This is a genomic window from Streptomyces sp. NPDC002935, assembly GCF_040611295.1.
Lineage (GTDB): Bacteria > Actinomycetota > Actinomycetes > Streptomycetales > Streptomycetaceae > Streptomyces.
This window is the reverse complement of record NZ_JBEXNW010000019.1, coordinates 80,802-100,725: the sequence shown is the minus strand read 5'-3', so window position 1 is coordinate 100,725 and position 19,924 is coordinate 80,802. Positions and strand designations below refer to the sequence as shown.

The 19,924-nt window shown below is 70.2% G+C and carries 13 protein-coding genes and 1 pseudogene; 7 read left to right on the top strand and 7 right to left on the bottom strand.

Annotated elements, in window-relative coordinates; all coding sequences use genetic code 11:
- Positions 1–38: 38 nt before the first annotated feature.
- From ABZX90_RS25255 to ABZX90_RS25245, 3 genes and pseudogenes are all read left to right on the top strand, one after another.
- A pseudogene (locus ABZX90_RS25255) lies at positions 39–598 on the top strand (ricin-type beta-trefoil lectin domain protein); the annotation flags it as partial.
- Between the two features lie 246 nt (positions 599–844).
- Positions 845–2,938 (top strand): SpoIIE family protein phosphatase, encoded by a 2,094-nt coding sequence (locus ABZX90_RS25250; RefSeq protein ID WP_351129603.1) that lies wholly within the window; start codon positions 845–847, stop codon positions 2,936–2,938.
- Between the two features lie 254 nt (positions 2,939–3,192).
- Entirely contained in the window at positions 3,193–4,068 is an 876-nt protein-coding gene (locus ABZX90_RS25245; protein WP_351129605.1) for a YhjD/YihY/BrkB family envelope integrity protein, read from the top strand.
- 33 nt (positions 4,069–4,101) lie between these two features.
- On the opposite strand, the gene ABZX90_RS25240 is transcribed toward ABZX90_RS25245, so the two are convergent.
- Entirely contained in the window at positions 4,102–6,168 is a 2,067-nt protein-coding gene (locus ABZX90_RS25240) for a SpoIIE family protein phosphatase (RefSeq protein ID WP_351129607.1), read from the bottom strand.
- Positions 6,169–6,514: 346 nt separating this feature from the next.
- Here ABZX90_RS25240 and ABZX90_RS25235 point away from each other — a divergent pair, with 346 nt between their 5' ends.
- Entirely contained in the window at positions 6,515–8,980 is a 2,466-nt protein-coding gene (locus tag ABZX90_RS25235; protein WP_351129610.1) for a SpoIIE family protein phosphatase, read from the top strand.
- Positions 8,981–9,023: 43 nt separating this feature from the next.
- Here ABZX90_RS25235 and sulP read toward each other — a convergent pair whose 3' ends face one another.
- From sulP to ABZX90_RS25205, 6 genes are all read right to left on the bottom strand, one after another.
- Positions 9,024–10,739, bottom strand: a complete 1,716-nt coding sequence (sulP, locus tag ABZX90_RS25230; protein ID WP_351129613.1) for a sulfate permease — start codon at positions 10,737–10,739, stop codon at positions 9,024–9,026.
- A gap of 103 nt (positions 10,740–10,842) precedes the next feature.
- A complete protein-coding gene (locus ABZX90_RS25225; protein WP_355208261.1) occupies positions 10,843–13,563 on the bottom strand; it encodes an HAD-IC family P-type ATPase in 2,721 nt (906 codons plus the stop codon).
- A gap of 49 nt (positions 13,564–13,612) precedes the next feature.
- Complete coding sequence (locus tag ABZX90_RS25220) at positions 13,613–14,650, bottom strand: polyphosphate kinase 2 family protein (protein WP_351129618.1); 1,038 nt, start codon at positions 14,648–14,650, stop codon at positions 13,613–13,615.
- A gap of 56 nt (positions 14,651–14,706) precedes the next feature.
- Positions 14,707–15,207 (bottom strand): three-helix bundle dimerization domain-containing protein, encoded by a 501-nt coding sequence (locus ABZX90_RS25215; RefSeq protein ID WP_355208257.1) that lies wholly within the window; start codon positions 15,205–15,207, stop codon positions 14,707–14,709.
- 309 nt (positions 15,208–15,516) lie between these two features.
- Positions 15,517–16,239: a lipoprotein gene (locus tag ABZX90_RS25210; protein ID WP_355208254.1), complete on the bottom strand. Its 723-nt coding sequence runs from the start codon at positions 16,237–16,239 to the stop codon at positions 15,517–15,519.
- A 242-nt stretch (positions 16,240–16,481) separates the two neighbouring features.
- A complete protein-coding gene (locus tag ABZX90_RS25205; protein ID WP_351129625.1) occupies positions 16,482–16,934 on the bottom strand; it encodes a phospholipase in 453 nt (150 codons plus the stop codon).
- A gap of 456 nt (positions 16,935–17,390) precedes the next feature.
- On the opposite strand from ABZX90_RS25205, the gene ABZX90_RS25200 reads away from it, so the two are divergent.
- The 3 genes from ABZX90_RS25200 (at position 17,391) to ABZX90_RS25190 (ending at position 19,907) form a co-directional block, all read left to right on the top strand.
- Positions 17,391–18,239 (top strand): alpha/beta fold hydrolase, encoded by an 849-nt coding sequence (locus tag ABZX90_RS25200; protein ID WP_351129700.1) that lies wholly within the window; start codon positions 17,391–17,393, stop codon positions 18,237–18,239.
- Positions 18,240–18,385: 146 nt separating this feature from the next.
- Entirely contained in the window at positions 18,386–18,985 is a 600-nt protein-coding gene (locus tag ABZX90_RS25195) for an isochorismatase family protein (protein WP_351129628.1), read from the top strand.
- 10 nt (positions 18,986–18,995) lie between these two features.
- Positions 18,996–19,907 carry a DJ-1/PfpI family protein gene (locus ABZX90_RS25190; protein WP_351129630.1) on the top strand — a complete coding sequence of 304 codons (912 nt, stop codon included), beginning with the start codon at positions 18,996–18,998 and terminating at the stop codon, positions 19,905–19,907.
- Positions 19,908–19,924: the final 17 nt, after the last annotated feature.

Genomic DNA, 19,924 nt, shown 5'->3' with positions numbered 1-19,924 from the left:
GACCGCACTCCGAAAGCGGAGCGCTCCTTCTTAAGCCCCGCACACCGTCCGACGTGAACGGCAACAAGTGGGTCTACGACCACCCGTTCTTCGTCGTCCTGAACCTCGCGGTCGGCGGTGACTGGCCCGGCAGCCCGGATTCCGGCACCTCCTTCCCGCAGAGCATGACCGTCGACTACGTGCGTGTCTCCGCCGCGGACTCCGCCCGGCCCACCACCGGGACCGGCGCCATCAAGGGCATCGGCGGCATGTGCGTCGACGTGGCAGGCGCGTCCGGTGCCGACGAGACGCCGATCCAGCTCCACGGCTGCAGCGGGGCCGACGCCCAGAAGTGGACCGTGGGCGGCGACGGCACCGTACGAGCCCTGGACAAGTGCCTCGACGTAAGCGCCGCCTCCACCGAGAACGGGCCCCGGTCCAGCTCTACGGCTGCAACGGCACGAAGGCGCAGCAGTGGACCCTCACCTCCGCCGGCGATCTGACGAACACCGGCGCGGACAAGTGTCTCGACGCCAAGGACAACTCCTCGGCCGACGGCACCCGTCTGCAGATCTGGACCTGCGGCGGATCGGCCAACCAGAAGTGGACGCTCGGCTGACCCTCCGCCCCCCGCCGCTGGTCCGGCCCTCGGCCCCCACCGGGCGGTCGGCACAGCGCCGCTTCAAGCGCCCCTCCGCCTGACGCTGACGCCCTACTGGAGCGTCCCGGCGCCGGCTCAAGCGCAGCCGTAGACGCGGGGGAACGCCTGTGCGGCCGGTACTCCGGTCGCGCGGTGCCGATGAGCGAATATGGTGGAACCCGGGCAAGTCGGATTGTATGGGCGGTAACGGTCTACGGAAGTGGCATGGATGCATCGCTGGGCGGACATGGCCGACCGAGGTCGGAGCTGGACGACGCCGTGCTCGGGGCGCTCTTCTCCGAGTCGCCCGTAGGCCTCCACGTCCTGGACCCACAGCTGCGACTGGTTCGGTTCAACACGGCGGCCCGCTTTGTCCGGGCCTTCGCCCTGGAGGAGGCACTAGGCCGTCACCCGAGGGAGTGGGCCGGTGATTTCTACACCGGGGCCTACGAGGCGACGATGCTCGACGTGCTGGAGACCGGTGTGCCGGCTCTGGATGTGGAGGTGCGGGGCCATCTGAGTCCCGACGCGCCGGAGCTCGTGCTGTCCGTCTCCTGCTTCCGGCTGGAGGACGCGGCCGGCGGCGTTCTGGGGCTGGCGACCGCGGTCGTGGACATCACCGAGCGGCAACGGGCGCGGACACGCCTGGCCCTGCTGGAGCGAGCGAGCGGGCGCATCGGCACGACGCTGGACATCTTCCGTACGGCGCAGGAGTTCGCCGACGAGACCGTGCCCGCGTTGGCCGACACGGTGGTGGTCGAAGTTCTGGACTCCGTCCTGCGGGGAGAGGTCTCCCCGCAGGGCACCGTCATGGAGTACGGGGCTCTGCGGTGCACGGGCCGTCGTTCCGTCGACCCGGAGGCTGAGCGGACCCTTCCCTCCATCGGCGAAGTGATCGGCCTGTCCTCGGCGACTCCCTTCGCCCAGTGTCTGTCCGACCTTCGGCCGCGCATCGTCCCGCACTTGAGCGCGGACGCCGGCTGGCTGGCGCGGGAACCGGTGCGCGGGCGCCGCATGATCGAAGCGGGGGCGCATTCGCTGCTCGTGCTGCCGCTGGAGGCCCGCGGCTCCGTGGTCGGGGTGGCGCACTGCTACCGGAATCGCACCCCGCAGGCCTTCGACGACGGCGAACTCGCTCTGGCGGCCGAACTCGCCGATCGCGTGGCCCTGTGCCTGGACAACGCCCGGCTGTACAGCAGGGAGCGATCAGCCGCCCGCATCCTCCAGCTCAGTCTGCGACCGGCCCGGGTCGTCGGCCACACCGCGGTGGAGACCGCCTACAGCTACTGCCCGCTGGGCGCCGGCGGAGACTGGTTCGACGTCATCCCGCTGTCCGGAGCTCGGGTGGCCCTGGTGACGGGCGACACGGCGGGCCGGGGACTGCGGGCCGCCGCCACCATGGGCGAGGTGAGGGCCGCCATCAGCGCGCTGGCGGTCCTCGACATGGCACCCGACGAGGTCCTGGAACGGCTGCACGCCCTGGTGACCCGCCTCAGCGGAGAACGGCCTGAGCTGCCTGACGACGCGGCTGAGGACTCGCTCCAGGACACCACCTGCCTCTACCTCGTCTACAGCCCCATCACCCGTCGCTGCGCCGTCGCGAGTGCCGGGCATCCGCCTCCGGTGGTGGCCCTGCCCGACGGGACCGTCGAGTACGCCGTGGTGCCCACCGGGCCGGCGCTCGGCCGCGGTCTGGCGAAGTACGGCACGGCCGAGTTCGAGCTCGCCGAGGACAGCATCCTCCTGATGTCCAACACCGCCATGCTGCGTGCCGTCTCGGAGGACCCGTACGAGCAGTTGGTCCGTATCCGGGGTGCGTTGCTGCCTGCCGACAGGCCCCTGCAGGAGATCTGTGACGAGGTGCTCTACCGCCTGACGCCGGAACACGCGGAGAACGACGCCGTCCTGTTGCTGGCCCGTACCCGCGCCCTGGGACCGGATCGGGTCGCCTCGTGGACGCTGCCCAACCACCCCACGGCCGTTGCCGAGGCGCGCGGCCGAGCCGAGCGCGCACTGGCCGCCTGGGGCCTGGAGCAGCACGCCTTCACCGTCACCCTGGTGATCAGTGAACTCGTCACCAACGCCGTCCGGTACTCGGAGGGCCCCATCGAAGTGCGTCTCATCCTGGAAGGCCCCGTCATCGTCTGCGAGGTGACCGACGACAGCAGCACCGCGCCGCACCTTCGGCACGCCGAAGAGGTCGATGAGGGCGGCCGCGGCCTCTACCTCACGTGGCAGGTCAGCCGACGGTGGGGGACCCGGCCGGAGGCCCGCGGGAAGACGATATGGGCGGAAGTCGCCCTGTCCCAAGACAGTTGAGCGCGGCCGGCGGCGCGTGCGGGAAGCCGTGGAACGCTGCCGGCTACCCGTGGAAACGGCCGACCGGGCGACGGGATCAGAAGCGCCCGCCCGGTCGGCGTCAGCCGCCCCGTGTCGTCCTTCGCTGCCCGGAGGACCGTCCGTTACGCTCGCAGCGCCACACCGGGCCCGAATACACGGAGGACAGGACGGCGGGGATCAATCGCGAGCGCCTCGTCAGAACGCTGACGTTCTGGCTGCGTCCCGCCTTCGCGTTGCGGGTCATCAACCGGTTCCAGAAGATCGTGGGCTTCGACCGCTCGATGGCCCTGGCATCGAGCGCGCTCACCGCACTGATCCCGCTCACGATTCTCTGCGGCGCCGTGCTGAGCAGCTTCTCGGACTACGACGCCGCCGAGCGGATCATCCAGCGCTACGGCCTATCCGGACAGGGCGCCGAGGCGGTCAGGTCACTCCTCGCCCCCGCCGAGGGCACCAGCGCGAGTGTGGGTGTCTTCGGAAGCCTGTTCCTCATCATCTCCGTGCTGAGTTTCGCCCGCGCCACGCAGCGACTGTTCGAACAGACATGGGAACTGACCCCGCTCAGCGTCCGCAACACGAAGAACGGCCTGTGGTGGATCCTCGGGCTCGGCGGCTACGCGGCGGTCACCGGATGGCTCCACGCGGTCCTCGGGGGGAGCAAGTTCGGGCTGGTGGCTTCGGTGTGCGAGGTTCCGGTGACGGTCGCCTTCCTCGTCTGGAGCGGCTGGGACCTGTCCGCGAAGCGGATCCCCTGGCGCGACCTGCTGCCGTTCGGCATCACGGGGGCCGTCCTGACCGCGCTCTATTCGGTGGGCGCGACCGTCTACCTCCCGCGGCTCTTCAACTCCTACGCATCACGCTACGGAGCGGTCGGTGCCGTCTTCGCGATGATCTCGGCGCTCTTCGCCGCGATGTTCGTCATCGTCGCGTCGGCGGCCCTGGGGCGCGAGATGCACGACGAACTCACCCGGATCCGTGCGGGCGACCGCGCCTCCGACGACGAGGTCCGCCGCCAGTGGGACAGCGTGGTCGAACAGACCCGGTCGCGGTGGCGCACCACACGCGAGCAGGTCTCCCACCGTCGCTCCAAGGACCCGAAGAAGCCGTAGAAGGGAGCGGCCCGGGGGGCGGCCGTCGTACGGCTACTTCGCGCGGGCGACCAGGAGGGCGACGTCGTCGTGGTCGTCGGAGTTGCGCAGCCCGTACAGCAGAAGGTCGCAGATCTCCTCAAGCGGCCGGAGGGGTTCGTCGAGGTAGCTGAGGAGGACGTCCAGGCGGTCGTCGATGGGCTGCAGCCGGGTCTCGACCAGGCCGTCCGTGTAGAGGACGAGCAGGTCACCGGGGTTGAGTTCGATCGTGGTCGTCTCGAAGGGGATTCCGCCCACGCCGAGCGGGGCTCCCGGGGGAAGGTCCAGCAGGACGGGGGCGACGCCGGGACGGGCCAGGGCGGGCGGCATGTGTCCGGCGTTGGCGATCCGGCACTGGTTCGTGTGGGGGTCGTACACGGCGTAGAGACAGGTGACGATGTAGTGCTCCAGGTCGCAGGTGATCTTGTCGAGGTGCTGGAGCACGTCGCCGGGATCGAGGTCGAGGTCGGCGTAGGCGCAGGTGGCGGTGCGCAGCCTGCCCATGGTGGCGGCGGCGTCGATGCCGTTGCCCATCACGTCGCCGACGACCAGGGCGGTCCGGTCGTCGGTCAGCGGGATGACGTCGTACCAGTCGCCGCCGACCTCGCTGGTTGCCTGGGCGGGCTGGTAGCGGGAAGCGACCTCCAGGCCGGTGAGGTGCGGTGGATGCTCGGGCAGCAGGCTGCGCTGGAGGGTGACGGCCGTGTTGCGCACACTCTGGAACCACCGCGCGTTGTCGATGGCGACGGCGGCGCGGGTGGCCAGCTCGGTGGCCAGGACGACATCGTCGTCGTCGAAGGGGAGCGGGTTGCGGGTGCGCTTGAGGTCCAGGGCGCCCAGCACCTCGCCGTGCGCGATCAGCGGAACGGCGAGATACGAGTGGACACCGGCCCGTGCCAGCAGGGCGGTGCCCTCGGCGTCGCGGGCGATGCGCGGCAGATCGCGCTCGCCGACGTGCCGCACCAGCACCGGCCTGCCGGTGTGGACGCACAGGGTCACCATGCGGTCACCCTCGTACGCCGCGAGGTCACCGGGAGGGTCGGCGGCGCGCAGCGCCACAGTGGGATGGGACGCCTTGAGCGCGAGAGCGCGGAAGAGCTCCGGCCCGTTGTCCGGCCGGCGCTTGCGCCGACAGGCAAGGACGGAGTCGAGGACGTCCACGGCGACCACGTCGGCCAGCTCGGGGGCGGCGATCTCGGCCAGTTCGCGGGCGGTCTGCTCCACCTCCAGCGTCGTGCCGACGCGCGTGGAGGCGCTGGCGATGAGCGCGAGGCGACGCCGGGCCCGGTCGGCCTCGGCGGCCGCGCGATGGCGTTCGGTGACGTCGACGACCGAGGCGGCCGCGCCCAGGACCCGCCCGCCCGCGTCCTCCAGCCGGTAGAAGGACAGGGACCAGGCGTGCTCGTGCTCGGGATCGACCGGCGGGCGGCCCACGTGGTACTGGTCGAGCAGCGGTGTACCCGTGGTGAGCACCTGACGCAGCGCGGACTCGACGGTGTCCACGTCGGGGAAGGGCAGCGTCTCCCGCAGATGACGGCCGATGTGATCCTCGGCGGGGATGCCGTCGATCCGTTCCAGCGCCGGATTGACCATGAGATAGCGCAGGTCGGGGTCCATCAGGGCGAGACCGATCGGGGACTGGTTGATCAGCTGTTCGCACAGGGCCAGATCGGTCTCCACGCGCTGCAGCAGGGTGTGGTCGGCCGCGATGCCGAGGGCGTAGACGTCTCCGAGGTCGTCCAGGAGCCGCATGTTGCGGAACTCCATCAGACGGGTGCTGCCGTCTTTGTGCCGGATGGGAAAGGCACCGGCCCAACTGCGTCCCGTCTCCAGCACGTCGGCGAACAGCTTCGTGACGGACTGCATGTGTTCGGGGTGGATGATCAGGCGCGCCGCGTACTTGCCGAGAGCCTCCTCCGCCGAGTAGCCGATGAGCTCCTCGGCCTGTGGGGTCCAGAACACGATGCGCCCGTCGGCGTCCAGGACCATCGCGCCCACACTGAGCACGTCCAGCAGACCGTTCGGCCGGGACGGTCCGGGCTCATAGCCCTCGCTGTCGGACTGCAAGGAATCGGCTTTCATCCCTGGCCCTCCTCCACCGGCCGGCGCGGTGTGCCGGGCTCCGTCGCCGTAGCCGCGCACCTGTGAGCCGACCCCGGCCCTTCCATGCTGCGCCCTGCCCCCGGCCTTGCCCACTCCAGAGCAGTGCGTTGGCATGTTCCGGGCCAGCGGAAGGGTGCTGTGCGGTGCTGCTCGCGCGCTGCCGACCGGGTCGGCAGCGCGGCGCTCAGCCGTTCCGCGGGAGGTGCTGACGCATTCGCGTCGACGCCACGGGGGCGGTGCGGCCTGCCCGTGTCCGGTGTTCATCCGCCGGGCCGTGCACATCGGGCGGACAAGCAGGAACATGGTCCTGTAAAGGATGAACTTCATGGATTCTGCGCGAGAAGATCCCGATGCGTCCGTGTCCGAGGGACCGGGCGATCCCTTCGACGCGTCCGCCGACGCGGCGATCGTGCTGTCCGGTGACGGGCTGGTGGTGGGCTGGACCCGGGCTGCCGAATCGCTCCTCGGGTACCCGGCGGCCGAGATGGTCGGTGCCCCCGCCGCGCCGCTGCTCGCGCTGCCCAGGGACCCGCTGCGGGTGAAAGGGATCGTGGAGCGTTGCCGCTCCGGAATGGGCTGGAGCGGCCTCATCCCCGTACGGCACCGCGACGGGCGCCGCATCGACGTGGACCTGCGCGTGTCCGCGTCCTTCCGGATCGGCGAGAGCGAGTGCTTTCTGATCTCCGCACGGGATCGGAGACGGCAGTGGACGGTGGGCCCGTCCTTCCTCGACGGGTTCCTCACCCGCTCGCCGGTCGGCATGGCGGTGCTGGATCTGCAACTGCGCTACGTCTGGATGAACGACACTCTGGAACACCTCGGCGGCGTGCCCCGTCGGCAACGGCTCGGGCGTCGGCTGACCGAGCTGCTGCCGGGGCTGCAGGCGGAGACCATCGAGGGACTGATGCGCAAGGTCCTGGCGACCGGCGAACCGGTGATCGACTACGAGTACCTGGGATGGAGTTGGGCCGACCCGCACCGCCAACACGCCTACTCCACCTCCTTCTTCCCGCTGCTCGGCATCGACAACTCCTACACCGGCGTGTGTTACATGGTCCTGGACATCACCGAGCGATGGAACGCCCGGCAGCTCCTGTCGCTGGTCAACGAAGCCGGGACCACCATCGGCAGGACCCTCGACGTCATGCGGACGGCACAGGAACTCGCGGACTTCGCCGTTCCCCGCTTCGCGGACTTCGTCATAGTCGACCTCCTGGAATCCGTCCTCAGCAGCGAGGGACACGGAGCGTGGCTGTCGGACGCGGGACCGGCACCCGCCAAGCCTTTGATGCGGCGCGCCGGAATGAGCTCGGTGCGGGAAGGCTGCCCGGAGGCCGTGGCACAGGTCGGGGACCGGGCGGACTTCCTCCCTCCGCCGCACGACGTGCACCTGCTCACCAACGGAGAGCCGGTCCTCATCCAGGTCCTCGACCCGGACGACGACCAGTGGATCGCCGAAGAGCCCGCGAGAGCGGCCAGCATCCGCCAGTTCGGGCTGCACACCCTCATCTCCGTTCCGATGCGGGCACGCAACACCGCCCTCGGCCTCACCACGTTCGTACGATCCCTCAATCCGGTCTCGTTCCAGCCCGACGACGTCCTGCTGGCGCGCGAGGTGGTGGCACGCGCGGCGCTGTGTGTCGACAACGCCCGCCGCTACACCCGGGAACACACGGCGGCCGTCACCCTTCAGCGCAGTCTGCTCCCGCACGCCCTGACGGGTGGGACAGCGCTGGAGGTGGCCTCCTCCTACCTGCCGGCGGATCCGACCGGCGGGGTCGGCGGCGACTGGTTCGACGTCATCCCGCTGTCCGGCGCCCGCGTTGGGCTGGTTGTCGGTGATGTGGTCGGCCATGGCATCACCGCCGCGGCCACGATGGGTCGGCTGCGCACCGCGGTCCAGACCCTCGCCGACATGGAGATGCCTCCCGACGAACTGCTGGCGCACCTCGACGACCTCGTGCTGCGGCTGAGCGAGGAGAGGACCCACGAGCAGGACGCCAACCAGAGCACGAGCGAATCCTTCCTCGGAGCGACCTGCCTGTACGCCGTCTACGATCCCGTCACCCGGCGCTGCGCGATGGCCCGGGCCGGACATCCACCGCCCGTCGTCGTCTCCCCGGACGGGCACGTCTCCTTTCCGGAGCTGCCCGCCGGGCCTCCCCTCGGGCTCGGCGGCATGGCGTTCGAGACCCATGAGATCGAGCTCGCCGAGAACAGCCTGCTCGGTCTCTACACCGACGGCCTCGTCGAGGGAGCGCACTACGACATGGAGCTCGGCATGGCGCAGCTCGGGGAACTGCTCGCCCGGTCGGACCCGGACCTCGAAGCGCTGTGCTCGGACGTGGTACGGCAGCTCGTGCCCGTACCTCAGCCCGATGACATCGCCCTGCTCCTGGCACGCACGCACACCCTGGGAGACGACCATGTCGTCTCGTGGGAGGTGCCGGTGGACCCGGCCGCCGTCTCCGAGATGCGGGCCCGGGCCACGCGCCTCATCGAGGCATGGGGGCTCGGGGAACTGACCATGACGACGGAGCTGATCGTGAGCGAACTGGTCACCAACGCGATTCGCTACGCCGAACCGCCCATCCGGCTGCGGCTGCTCCGTGACTCCCGGCTGACCTGCGAGGTCGCCGACGCCAGCAGCACCGCCCCGCGGCTCAGACACGCCCGGAGCACGGACGAAGGCGGCCGTGGCCTTTTCCTGGTGGCCCAGCTCTCCCATCGCTGGGGCGCTCGTCACACGGCCGAAGGAAAGGTCATCTGGGCCGAACAGGAGATCCCGTAGCACGCCAGACCACCGAGGCCCGGACCCGCAAGAGGCGCCCCTCTCAAGCGCGGCCTGCCTCCGGTCGATCCGCCGGGCCGGGATCGCCGTCGTGGCCGGCGCACCAGGAACGGTACGCGGCGACAGCGGTGGGCAGCGTGGGGAAGATCCGGTCCTCGCCGACGGACGCGCTCAGCCCATAGGCGTCCAGGTCGTCACGCAGATCCTGCTTGACCCGGGCCATCGCGAACTCGATCCCGCGCCTGTTGAGTTCCTGTCGCAACTCGTCCAGCGAGTCCAGCGCGGTGATGTCCACCTCGACATTGGCCTCCGCGTTCAGGACGAACCACCGGACCGGGACCTCCTGTTCGTCCACCGCGCCCAGGGCACTGCGCCGGAAGTCCTCCGCATTGGCGAAGAACAGCGGGGAGTCGTAGCGGTAGACCACCAGACCCGGGATCACCCGGGCCTCGGGGAAGTCGTCGACGTCGTGCATGCCCGCCATGCCCGGCACCAGCCCCTGGATCGCGTCGTGGGGCCGCGCCACCCTGCTCAGAAGCTCCGCGACCGACAGGCCCACGGCCACGAGCACCCCGTACAGGATGTCGAGGGCGAGGACTCCGACGAGGCAGCCGAGAGCCAACAGGAGTTCCCGGGCCCGGAAGGACGCCAGCCGACGGAAGCCGGCCAGGTCGATCATCCGGATCGCGGCGTAGACGACCAGCGCGCCGAGGACCGCCTTCGGGGTGTTGGTGAGCAGGGGGCTCAGGAAGAGAAGCACCGCCAGGACGGAGACCCCCGCGGTGAGCCCGTACGCCTGGGTGTGCGCGCCCGTGGACTGCGCGAGTGCCGTACGGCTGGCGCTGCTGCTCACCGGGAACCCCTGAAGAGTTCCGGCGCCGAGGTTCACGGCGCCCAGGGCCAGCAACTCCTGGTTCGCGTCCAGCGCCTTGCCGCCGTCGTCGGTCGTGAAGGCACGCGCGGTCAGGATGAAATCGGTATAGCCCACGAGCAGGACACCGACGGCGGGCAGCAGCAGTTCGGACAGGTTGCCGAGATCGGGCAGTTCCGGGTGAGGCAGCCCGGCCGGAATCTCCCCGATCACCGCGAGGCCGTGGTCCTGGAGGTCGAACACCGTGACCACGACCGTACCGAGGACCAGGGCAAGCAGCGGCCCCGGAATCCTCCAGCGGAAGCGCGTGGCCAGGTACAGGAAGACCAGCGTCACGGCGCTGAAGATCACCGTCGTGGGATCGATCTCGTCCAGGTTCCCGAAGAAGGAGGCCAGCTTCGGGAAGAACCCCGAACCCTCCGTCGGCACGCCGGTGAGCTTGGTGAGCTGATCCACCATCATGATCAGCGCCACGCCCGCCAGATACCCGATCAGCACGGGCCGGGAGAGCAGATCGGCCACGAATCCCAGCCGTGCCGCCCACGCCACGAGACACATCAGACCCACCGCGAAGGCGAGCGCGGAGGCCAGGACCGCGTACCGCGCGGGATCGCCGCCGGCGAGCGGCCCCACGACGGTCGCGGTCATCAGCGCCGTCGTCGACTCGGGGCCCACCGACAGAAGCCGCGACGAGCCCAGGAGCGCGTACAGCACGATGGCGGGGAGGATGGCCCACAGGCCCACGACGGGCGGCAGTCCCGCGACACTGGCGTACGCCATGACCTGCGGCACCAGATAGGCCGCGACCGTGACCCCGGCCAGCAGGTCCCCGCGCAGCCAGCTGCGCCGGTAGCCCCTGAGCACCGCGAGGCCGGGCACCCCCGGCACAGCACGACGCCACCCTCCGCCTGGAGTGCCGGGGTCCTTCGACACGGGTGTCCTTCGGGTCGGTCCGAGCCGCACGGGGCGCGGACATGGGCCCGCGCACTCACTAGGTGCGCTGCGCCCTGCGGGCCAGGAGTTTACCCACCTCCCACAGGACCAGGAACGCCACGGCGGACAGCAGGGCCCAGCCGAACTGCCGCAGATCGATCTGGGTGGTGCCGAGGATGCGACGGAACCCGTCCATCTGGGTCACCAGGACCGCGAGGACGAACTGGGCCAGTGCCGTCCAGTTCATCTGCTTGCTGTCGAACGTGCTCGTCGTCAGCACGGAATCCGTCTCGCTGCGGCATTCGAACGCGGCCACGATCAGGCAGAGCGCGAACGCGGTGAACGCCATCGAACTGCCGATGTGGACGCTGTCGAAGCGGGATTCGCCCAGCTTGATCAACCCGAGCAGGATGAGCGTGATCGCCAGCCCACTGAGGGAGACCGTCACCATCACGGGCCGGGTCAGCACCGACTCCCCCCGAGGACGCGGCCTGCGCCGCATGAGTCCCGCGCTCTCCTTGTCGAAGCCGAGCGCGAAGCCGAAGGAGGCGTTGACCACGAAGTGGATCCACAACACCTGCGGCGGGGTGAAGGGTTCACCGGCCGCGATGTTGAAGATGGTCGCCCCGAGGAAGGTCAGGACGAAGGTGACCAGCAGCAGGAGCACGAAGCGGATGTACTTCGTGAGGTTGTCGTAGAGATTGCGGCCCTGCTCCACGGCGTAGACGATCGTCGCGAAGTTGTCGTCGGACAGGATCATCCGCGCCGCGTTCTTCGCCACGTCCGTACCGCTGCCCATGGCGATACCGATGTCGGCGGACTTGATGGCGGGAGCGTCGTTGACGCCGTCGCCGGTCATCGCGACGACATCGCCCTTCTTCTTGAGCGTGGCCGCCAGCAGCACCTTGTGCTCCGGCGCGACCCGACCCACCACCCCGATGTCGTCGATGCGGGCCAGTTGCTCGTGCTCCGGCAGCGCGGCGAAGTCCGCGCCGAGGACCGCCTCGCCGGGGATTCCGAGCTGCCGGGCGATGGCGGCACCCGTCGTGACGTCGTCCCCGGTCACCATGCGGACCCGGATGTGGGCGGCCTGAGCGTTGGCCACGGCGGCCCGGGACTCCTCGCGGGGCGGGTCGACCATCCCGACCAGGCTGGTCATCCGCAGGCCGGTGACATAGCCGAGCAGATCTCCGCCGGGATCGAAGTCGTCCGGGTCCAGATCCCGGGTGGCCGCCGCCATCACCCGGCGTCCCTCACCGCCCATGCGTTCGGCCTGTTCATCGGCGCGTCGGCTGAGCTCCGCGTCCCACGGGACGGTCGCGCCGCCCGAGAGCGCGGTGGCCGCGCGGGCCGTCACCGCCGGAGCCGCTCCCTTGACGAAACAGCGCACCACCGGCCGGCCGGAGGAGTCGACCGTGGAGTTGAAGCTGGCCATCAGCTTGTAACCAGGGTCGAAGGGCAGGGTGGCGAGACGCGGCAGCCGCTCGCGCGTGGCATCGATGTCCAGCCCCGCCTTGTGGGCCAGTACCAGGAACGCGCCCTCCGTGGGATCGCCCACGACCTCGCCGTCCACCAGCTTGGCGTCGTTCGCGACGAGGTACGGAAGGATCACGTCCTCGATGCTCGCGGAGGAGCCCGCGGCATGCCGGATCCTCCCGTCGAGGCCGTAGCCCGTGCCCGAGACGGTGTACCGGTCCGTGGGGGTCACGACCTCCACGGCCGTCATCTGGTTCATGGTCAGGGTGCCGGTCTTGTCCGAGTTGATCGCCGACGTGAACGCCAGGGTCTCGACGGACGGCAGCTCCTTCACGATCGCGTTGCGCTTCGCCAGATTGAGACTGCCGACGGACAGGATCGCCTGGGTCACCGTGGGCAGGGCCTCGGGAATGGCGGCGATGGCCAGCGAGACCGCGCTGACGAACAGGGCGTCCCACGCCTGGTCGCGGCGGTACCCGAGCGCGAACATCACGATCATGGTCAGGCCCGCGGCGGCCGTGATCCACAGCGTCAGCGTGTCGAGTTCCTTGGTGAGCGGCGCCTCCTCCCTCTCGGTCGCCGACAGCATCTCCGAGATCTTTCCGAGCTCGGTGCCCTCACCCGTCCCGGTGACGACCACGACACCGCTGCCGTGGGTGACCGGGGTGTGCATGAACGCCATGTTCGACTGATCCCCCGGGCCCATGAGGACGGCCGGAAGTGTCGCGGCGTCCTTCGAGGCGGGAACGCTCTCGCCGGTGAGCGCCGACTCGTCGATCTGCAACGCGTGGGCTTCGACGATCCGCCCGTCCGCTGGAACCTGATCGCCGGCGGTGATGTGCACGACATCGCCCACGACCAACTGCTCCGCCGGGATCTCCGACTCGGTTCCGTCACGTCTGACCCGGGCCGTCGCCGTCAGCATGGACTGGAGCGCGTTCATCGCGCTCTCGGCCTTCCCCTCCTGCCGCAGACCCACGACCGCGTTCAGCAGGGTCAGCAGGACGAGCAGGATCGCGGTGGTCCACTCGGCGATCGCCAGCGAGACGACCGCGGCCACCAGGAGGACGACCTGCATATAGCTGCGGTACTGCTCGACGAACCGCCGCCACGCCGGCTTCGGCTTCTCCTCCGGCAGCGTGTTCGGCCCGTTCTCGGCGAGCAGTTCGGCGACCCGTGCCGCGCTGAGTCCGGACGCGGGATCGACACCGAAGGCCGACGCGACGTCCTGCGGAGAACGCGCGTACCAGAGCTCCGGAGCAACGCGCTCCGGAGCCGTCGGGCCGCTCGACTGCATCCCCATCTCAGCTCTCCGATCTGGATCCGGTCCGCCGTCCGTGTCCCCCAGGGGCCTACTTCCGCTTGGCCTTCCCCGTCCGGCCTGCCGCGGCGGAAGCCTGCTTCCCCTTCGCCGTACGGTCGCTGCGGTGCTCTCCGCCACCCTCCTCGGGGACCGGATGCGTGGCCGCGTACGGATCGGCCGGCGCGCCCTCGGGAGCGTCGGCCTCCAGCTCCCGCCGGGCGGCCCGGAGCTCCTTGCGCGCCTCCTTGCCGACCACGGGGTACCTGGGGTCGATGTCCATGAGCGTGTGGGCCAGGATCGCGGCGGTGCAGATGCGCGCGAACCACTTCCGGTCGGCGGGGACGACGTACCAGGGCGCCCACGGAGTACTGGTCTGCGAGAGCATCTCGGAGAACGCGTGCTGGTACTCGTCCCACCGCCGGCGCTCGCGGACATCGGCGGCGGAGAACTTCCAGTTCCTCTCGGGCAGGTCGAGCCGCTTCATGAAGCGGGTGCGCTGCTCTTCCTTGGAGAGGTTCAAGAAGATCTTCACGACCTTGAACCCGTTGTCGGTCAGGTAGCGCTCCCAGTGGTTGATGGCCCGGTAGCGGCGATCCCAGATGTCCGGCCCGCGCACATCCGCAGGCAGCCGCTGCCGGTCGAGGACCTCCGGGTGCACCCGGACGACGAGCACCTCCTCGTAGTGCGAACGGTTGAAGATCGCGATGTCGCCACGGGCGGGCAGCTTGGCGGCGTACCTCCACAGGTAGTCGTGGTCGAGCTCTTCGGCGGAGGGCTGCTTGAAGCTGCTCACCTTGACACCCTGCGGGTTCACCCCGCTCATGACATGGCGGATCGTGCCGTCCTTGCCTCCGGCGTCGAGCGCCTGAAGGCAGAGCAGTACTCCGTACGTGTCCTGGGCGGCCAGACGTTCCTGGTACTCGGCGAGCAGGGACACGCCCGTCTTCAGCAGTTCCACACCGCGCCTCTTCTTCAGGCCGGCCTTGTACCGGGGATCGAAGTCCTCGCTCAGATTCACCCGCGATCCCGGCTCGACCCGCAGCGGCTCGATGAGCTTCGCGACGCGTTCGGCCCTGGCATCCGTCATGACGACCCGCCCTCTTCTCCTGTCACGCTTCTCCTGTCACGGTGCGTGCCGCGCGGTCATGAGCGCTCACCGACCCGGCCCACGTCGGACGCGGGAGCGGGCCGGAGCATGGCGGGTATCCAGCGGACGCGCAGGGGAGAACGCGACGGGCTCCCGGCAGGCTGCTCGGCCGTCGTCCCGGCCGTCGTCCGCCGTGCGGCGGACGAGTCGCCGACGGCGGCGGGCGAGCGAGAGGCTTCCTCACGGTCGATGGCGCCGAGCAGCACCCGGACCCGGCGTTCGACCAGAATCGGGACGTAGGTCCTGACCTTGGCCAGCTGGAACGGACCGCGGGCCGTCGCGACCGCCTGGTCCACGACGGACGGGTCGATGGAGGGGTACGCGGTCTTCAGCCGCGCGGCCAGACGAAGGAGGGCGACCGCCTCGTCCTGGCGGGTGCCCTTCTCAGCAGCCGGGGCCGCCGGGGGAGGAGGGCCCGCAGGCGGAGCAGGAGCGCGGCTGGTTCCTCGCGGTGCGCTGCTCCCGTCGGCCGTGGACGCCGGCTCATCCGTCTTCATCGCTCAACCACCCGCGCGCTCGCAAGACTCAGGTCTCAGGAGTCGGGTCGGAGCCCGCGGGGACAACGGTCCCGATCCGACCGCCCCAAGACGGCTCGACGGCCGGGTACGTGGCCGCCTCCATCATTCTGAGTCCGCCCGGTCGAAACCGCCTCACGGACGACGCAGCCTCGCGGGTGGTTGCCATGCCACGGGCGCAGCCGTCGGAACCGGCAATGCCGCCAAGACCTCACGACTGTCATCGGCGCGTACTGGCTGACGCGCGGGGGCGGGCGGGTGGTGGCTCGTCGCCGGTCCGGCTCGCGGAGGTCAGGTGGTGCGCAGGGTCTGCCGGGCGAGTCGGTACGCGGGAAGCATCTCGGTGTGTTCCGCGGTGTCCAACCCGCCGAGGTGCAGAACGACCGGGCCGTCAGCGGTGGTGACGGCGAGGGCGCGCTCCTGCTTCGGCTCGTCGAGCAACTCGCTGGTGTAGACGTACTCCACCTCGGCACCGGACAGGCCGCCCACCTGGAAGGTGCGGTAGGTCGCCTTGCTCGCTCCGTCCTCGGCGGCCACGAAGGCCTTGAGTACGGTGCTGGCGTCATCGGCGCCCGGCTTCCCGGTCCAGACCCGGAGGTAGCCGATGTTCCCGGCGGGCTTGGCGTCGATTTCGCAGGCAAGGGTGACCGGTCCCTGCCGCAGCAGGGCATCCGTGACCTCCCCGGCCAGGCCGTCCTCTGTCGCGCCGGAGCCGGACCCGGACCCGTCCGATCCGGTCGTGTCCTGCGGCGCCGCGTCGACGGACTGCGCCTTCCAGTCCTCGGCCGTGGCGAAGGTGACCGGCAGTTCGCAGGCCGAGCCCGCGGGACCGAGTGTGCCGCCGCGCTCGGCCACTGTCCCGGTGGAACCGGAAGCCCCGCGCGTGGACGTGGACGTTGTGCTCGCCGCGGCCTTCGGACTCTCCTCCGCGGTGCCCGAGCAGCCCGTCGCCACGACAGTCAGCAGAGCCGCGCATGCCGGCCCGCGCCACCCGCCCCGTACCCCCACACCCATGATGTGCTCCCCTCCGGTTCACCGGACAATGTAGAGGAGGGCGCGGATGTGGGTGTGGGGCGGGTGGCAGAGGCTGGCTGTGGACCGGGAGGCAGCGCCCGGCGTGATGGACTCACGGCTCACGGCCCATCACCGAGATGTCGGCCGACCACAGTTGGCTCAAATGACACCAGGCACATGGGCGACACACATGTCAGGTGCGCCTGTGTTCTGTTCGCCGCCGCCTGGTGGTGGGCGACGGGTCAGCCGAAGGCCTTGACCGCCTGGTAGTAGGTCCAGGCCGTGCTGTTGCAAGAGGCCTTCGTCGCGCCACTGTAGGCGTCGCAGACCCGCTGGAGGTCCGCGTAGAGGGCGCTGTCGAGACGTGCCTTGTTGGCATCGAAGGCGCCGGCGGCCTTGTAGTTGCGGTAGCCGAAGTCGTGGCGGGCACATGAAGTGGCGAAGGGGAAGCCGAACGGGTTGTCCGGCGATGTGGAGCAGTAGTCGGTGGACCAGTCGAACGAATACGCTGACCAGGCAGCCTGGTTCGCGCGGGCGGCGACCCACGTGCTGTAGCTCGACGCGCTGGTCTGAGTCCAACTGGACAGGACCTGGGGCTTGTCCGCGGGGGCGGCGCTAGCGGCTGTAGCGGTCGCCGTGATGGTTGCCAGGGCCATGGCCGAGGCAGCAAGGCCGGTGGCGAGTCTTCGGTGCATCCCACACCTCCATGAGGCTGCGACCCGCCCATCGGGCTGCAGGTTCATGACAAGAATGATCGGCATCGCGACCCTCCTTGCATAGTGCTTGAACCCCAACAACCAATTAACTCGGGGGAGTTGGGGGGAGGCGTTTCATGTCTGCGACCACCATGGCCGACTATGGCTGGATGTGTTCCACGCGGGTTCGCAACCCGCGCGGAATTGCTCGTCCGGGTGGCGTGGATGATCTTTCGCTGCGTAGGGTGAACCGTCGGATAGCGAACAAATGTCCGCACGCTGCCCTCAAGACTCCACGCCTGGCCGCGTGGCGCTTGCCATGAACGAAGACGTCCCCGCGGCGGGGACGGCGCGCGGCGGGACGACGGCTCCTCCTCGACCGCGAGGTTGTCGCGGCGTCAGGACCGGCGACGCGCGCGCCGTCGACGCCGCGGAGGTCGGAAAGTGAGTAGACAGATGCAGCCGACGTTCGTACTGGTCCACGGAGCCTTCGCGAACTCCTTCTCCTTCGCACCGCTCCAGGCCGAACTCGGGCTCCTCGGGCACCGATCGGTGGCCGTCGACCTGCCCGGCCACGGATTCGGGGCGACCTACCCGCGCGCCTATCAGGCGCCGCAGGATCTCGAAGGGCTCGCCACCGCGCCCGGCTCGATCAAGGGCGTCACGCTCGCGGACAACGTCGCGCACCTGACAGGGGTCCTGGAGCGGGCCAAGCGCAACGGCCCCGTGGTCCTTGTCTCGCACAGCCGCGGCGGCATCACGGCCACGGCCGCTGCCAACGCGCGGCCGGAGCTGATCGACCGCATCGTCTATGTCTCGGCCTGGTGCCCGGTCGACCTCGATGTCAGCGACTATTACGCCGAGCCGGAGATGGCCACGGTCGACGTAGCCTCACTGGCGCCGGCGATGGCCGGGAACCCTGCCGAACTCGGCCTGCTCCGCACCAACTTCCGCACCGCGGACCCCGACGCCCTCGCGGCGCTCAAAGCGGCCTTCCTCGCCGACGGCACCGACGACGAGTTCCTGGCCTTCCTGAACACCTTCCAGCCCGACGAGAACCTGGACGTCGGCACCTCCGCCGACCGGGCGCAGGCCGCGACCTGGGGCCGCGTCCCGAAGGCCTTCGTCCGGCTGACCGACGACGCCAGCCTGCCGCTCGCCCTTCAGGACCGGCTGATCCGCGAGGGCAACGCGCTGACGCCGGACAACCCGTACGCCGTCCGCACCCTTGAGGGCAGCCACCTGAAGTGGCTGATCGCCCCGGCGCCCGCCGCCCGGGTGCTGGGCGAACTCGCGGCGCTCTAGGACGACTTGCCTGCGGGATCGTGATCGGACGGGTACGTCGTGATTCCGGCGTGCCCGTCGGACGGCTTGCCGGGTGACCGGATCGGTCCGCACCCGGACTCGATGAGGTCTGTCCCGAGGGTGCGCGCGCCGGTCAGAGTGGGGGCATGACCCGAGCACTGATCGTCATCGATGTCCAGGAATCCTTCCGCGCCCGCCCGCTGTGGGAGGCCATCTCCAACCCGAAGATCGCCCACCAGGTGGACCGGCTGGTCCGGCTGGCCCGCCAGGCCGGCGACACGGTGGTGTGGGTGCTGCACTCGGCGCCCGGCAGCGGCGACGTGTTCGACCCCGCCCTCGGCCATGTCCGGCTGATGGAGGAGCTCCGGCGCGAGGACGGCGAACCGCTGATCCACAAGACCTCGCACAACGCCTTCACCACCACCAACCTCCAGCAACTCCTCACCGAGCGCGGCGTCCGCGAGCTCACCGTCTGCGGCATCCGCACCGAGCAGTGCGTGGAGACCACCACCCGTCTCGCGAGCGACCTCGGCTACGCGGTCACGTTCGTCACCGACGCCACCGCGACCGACCCCATCCCGCACCGTGACGCCCCGGCCGACCAGAGCGTGGCGGAACTGCTGGCGGACCCCCGCACCCTGAGTGCCGAGGAGGTCATCCGGCGCACCGAGTACGCCCTGGCCGGTCGCTTCGCCACCATCGCCACGGTCGATGAGCTGGAGACGTCGGCCGTGTCTCGGGCATGATGACCGGATCGTGAGCCACATCGTCTTCTTCCTGGTGCCCGGAGTCCATCTGCTGGATCTGGCCGGCCCCGCGCAGGTCTTCTCCACGGTCGCCGACTTCGGGCACCCCTACACCCTCGACTACGTCGCCGAGCAGCCGCAGGTCCCCACCGCTCAAGGCCTGCCGCTGGTGGCCGGGCTCGACTGGCCCGAGCTCGGTCCCGAGGACCTGATCGTCGTGCCCGGCTGGCGGACGTCGACCCTGGCCGACGGCCCCGCCATCGGCGAGGCCAGTCTGCGGGTCCTCCGGGACCACCACGCCAGGGGCGGCACCGTCGCCAGTGTCTGCGCGGGAGCCGACGCACTCGGCCGGGCCGGGCTGCTCGACGGCCGTCGCTGCACCACGCACCACGACGTCCAGGACGATCTCGCCCGCCGCTACCCCCGGGCGGCCGTGGTCCGCGACGTCCTGTACACGGCGGACGACCGGGTCGTCACCTCGGCCGGTATCGCCAGTGGGATCGATCTCGCCCTGCATCTGATCGCCACCCGGCACGGACCGGCCGTCGGCGCTCAGGTGGCCCGGGTCATGGTGGTCTACGCACGCCGCAACGGCCACGAACCGCAGGCCAGCGCGATGCTCCGGTACCGGTCCCACCTGGACGACACCGTGCACCGCGCACAGGACGTACTCGACACCCGCTTCGACCGGCCGGTACCCCTGCCCGACCTCGCCGCGGCCGTGGGCGTCAGCGAACGCACCCTCACCCGCCTCTTCACCCGCGCGACCGGCGGCCTCACACCGCTGCGCTATCAGCAGGCCCTGCGACTGGAGCGCGCCGAGCACCTCATCAGCCACGGCGCCACCGTCGATGCCGCGGCCCGCGCGGTGGGCTTCGAAGACGCCCGCATGCTGCGCCGCCTGCGGGCCCGCGCGACCTGAACCGCCACCGGGCCCGC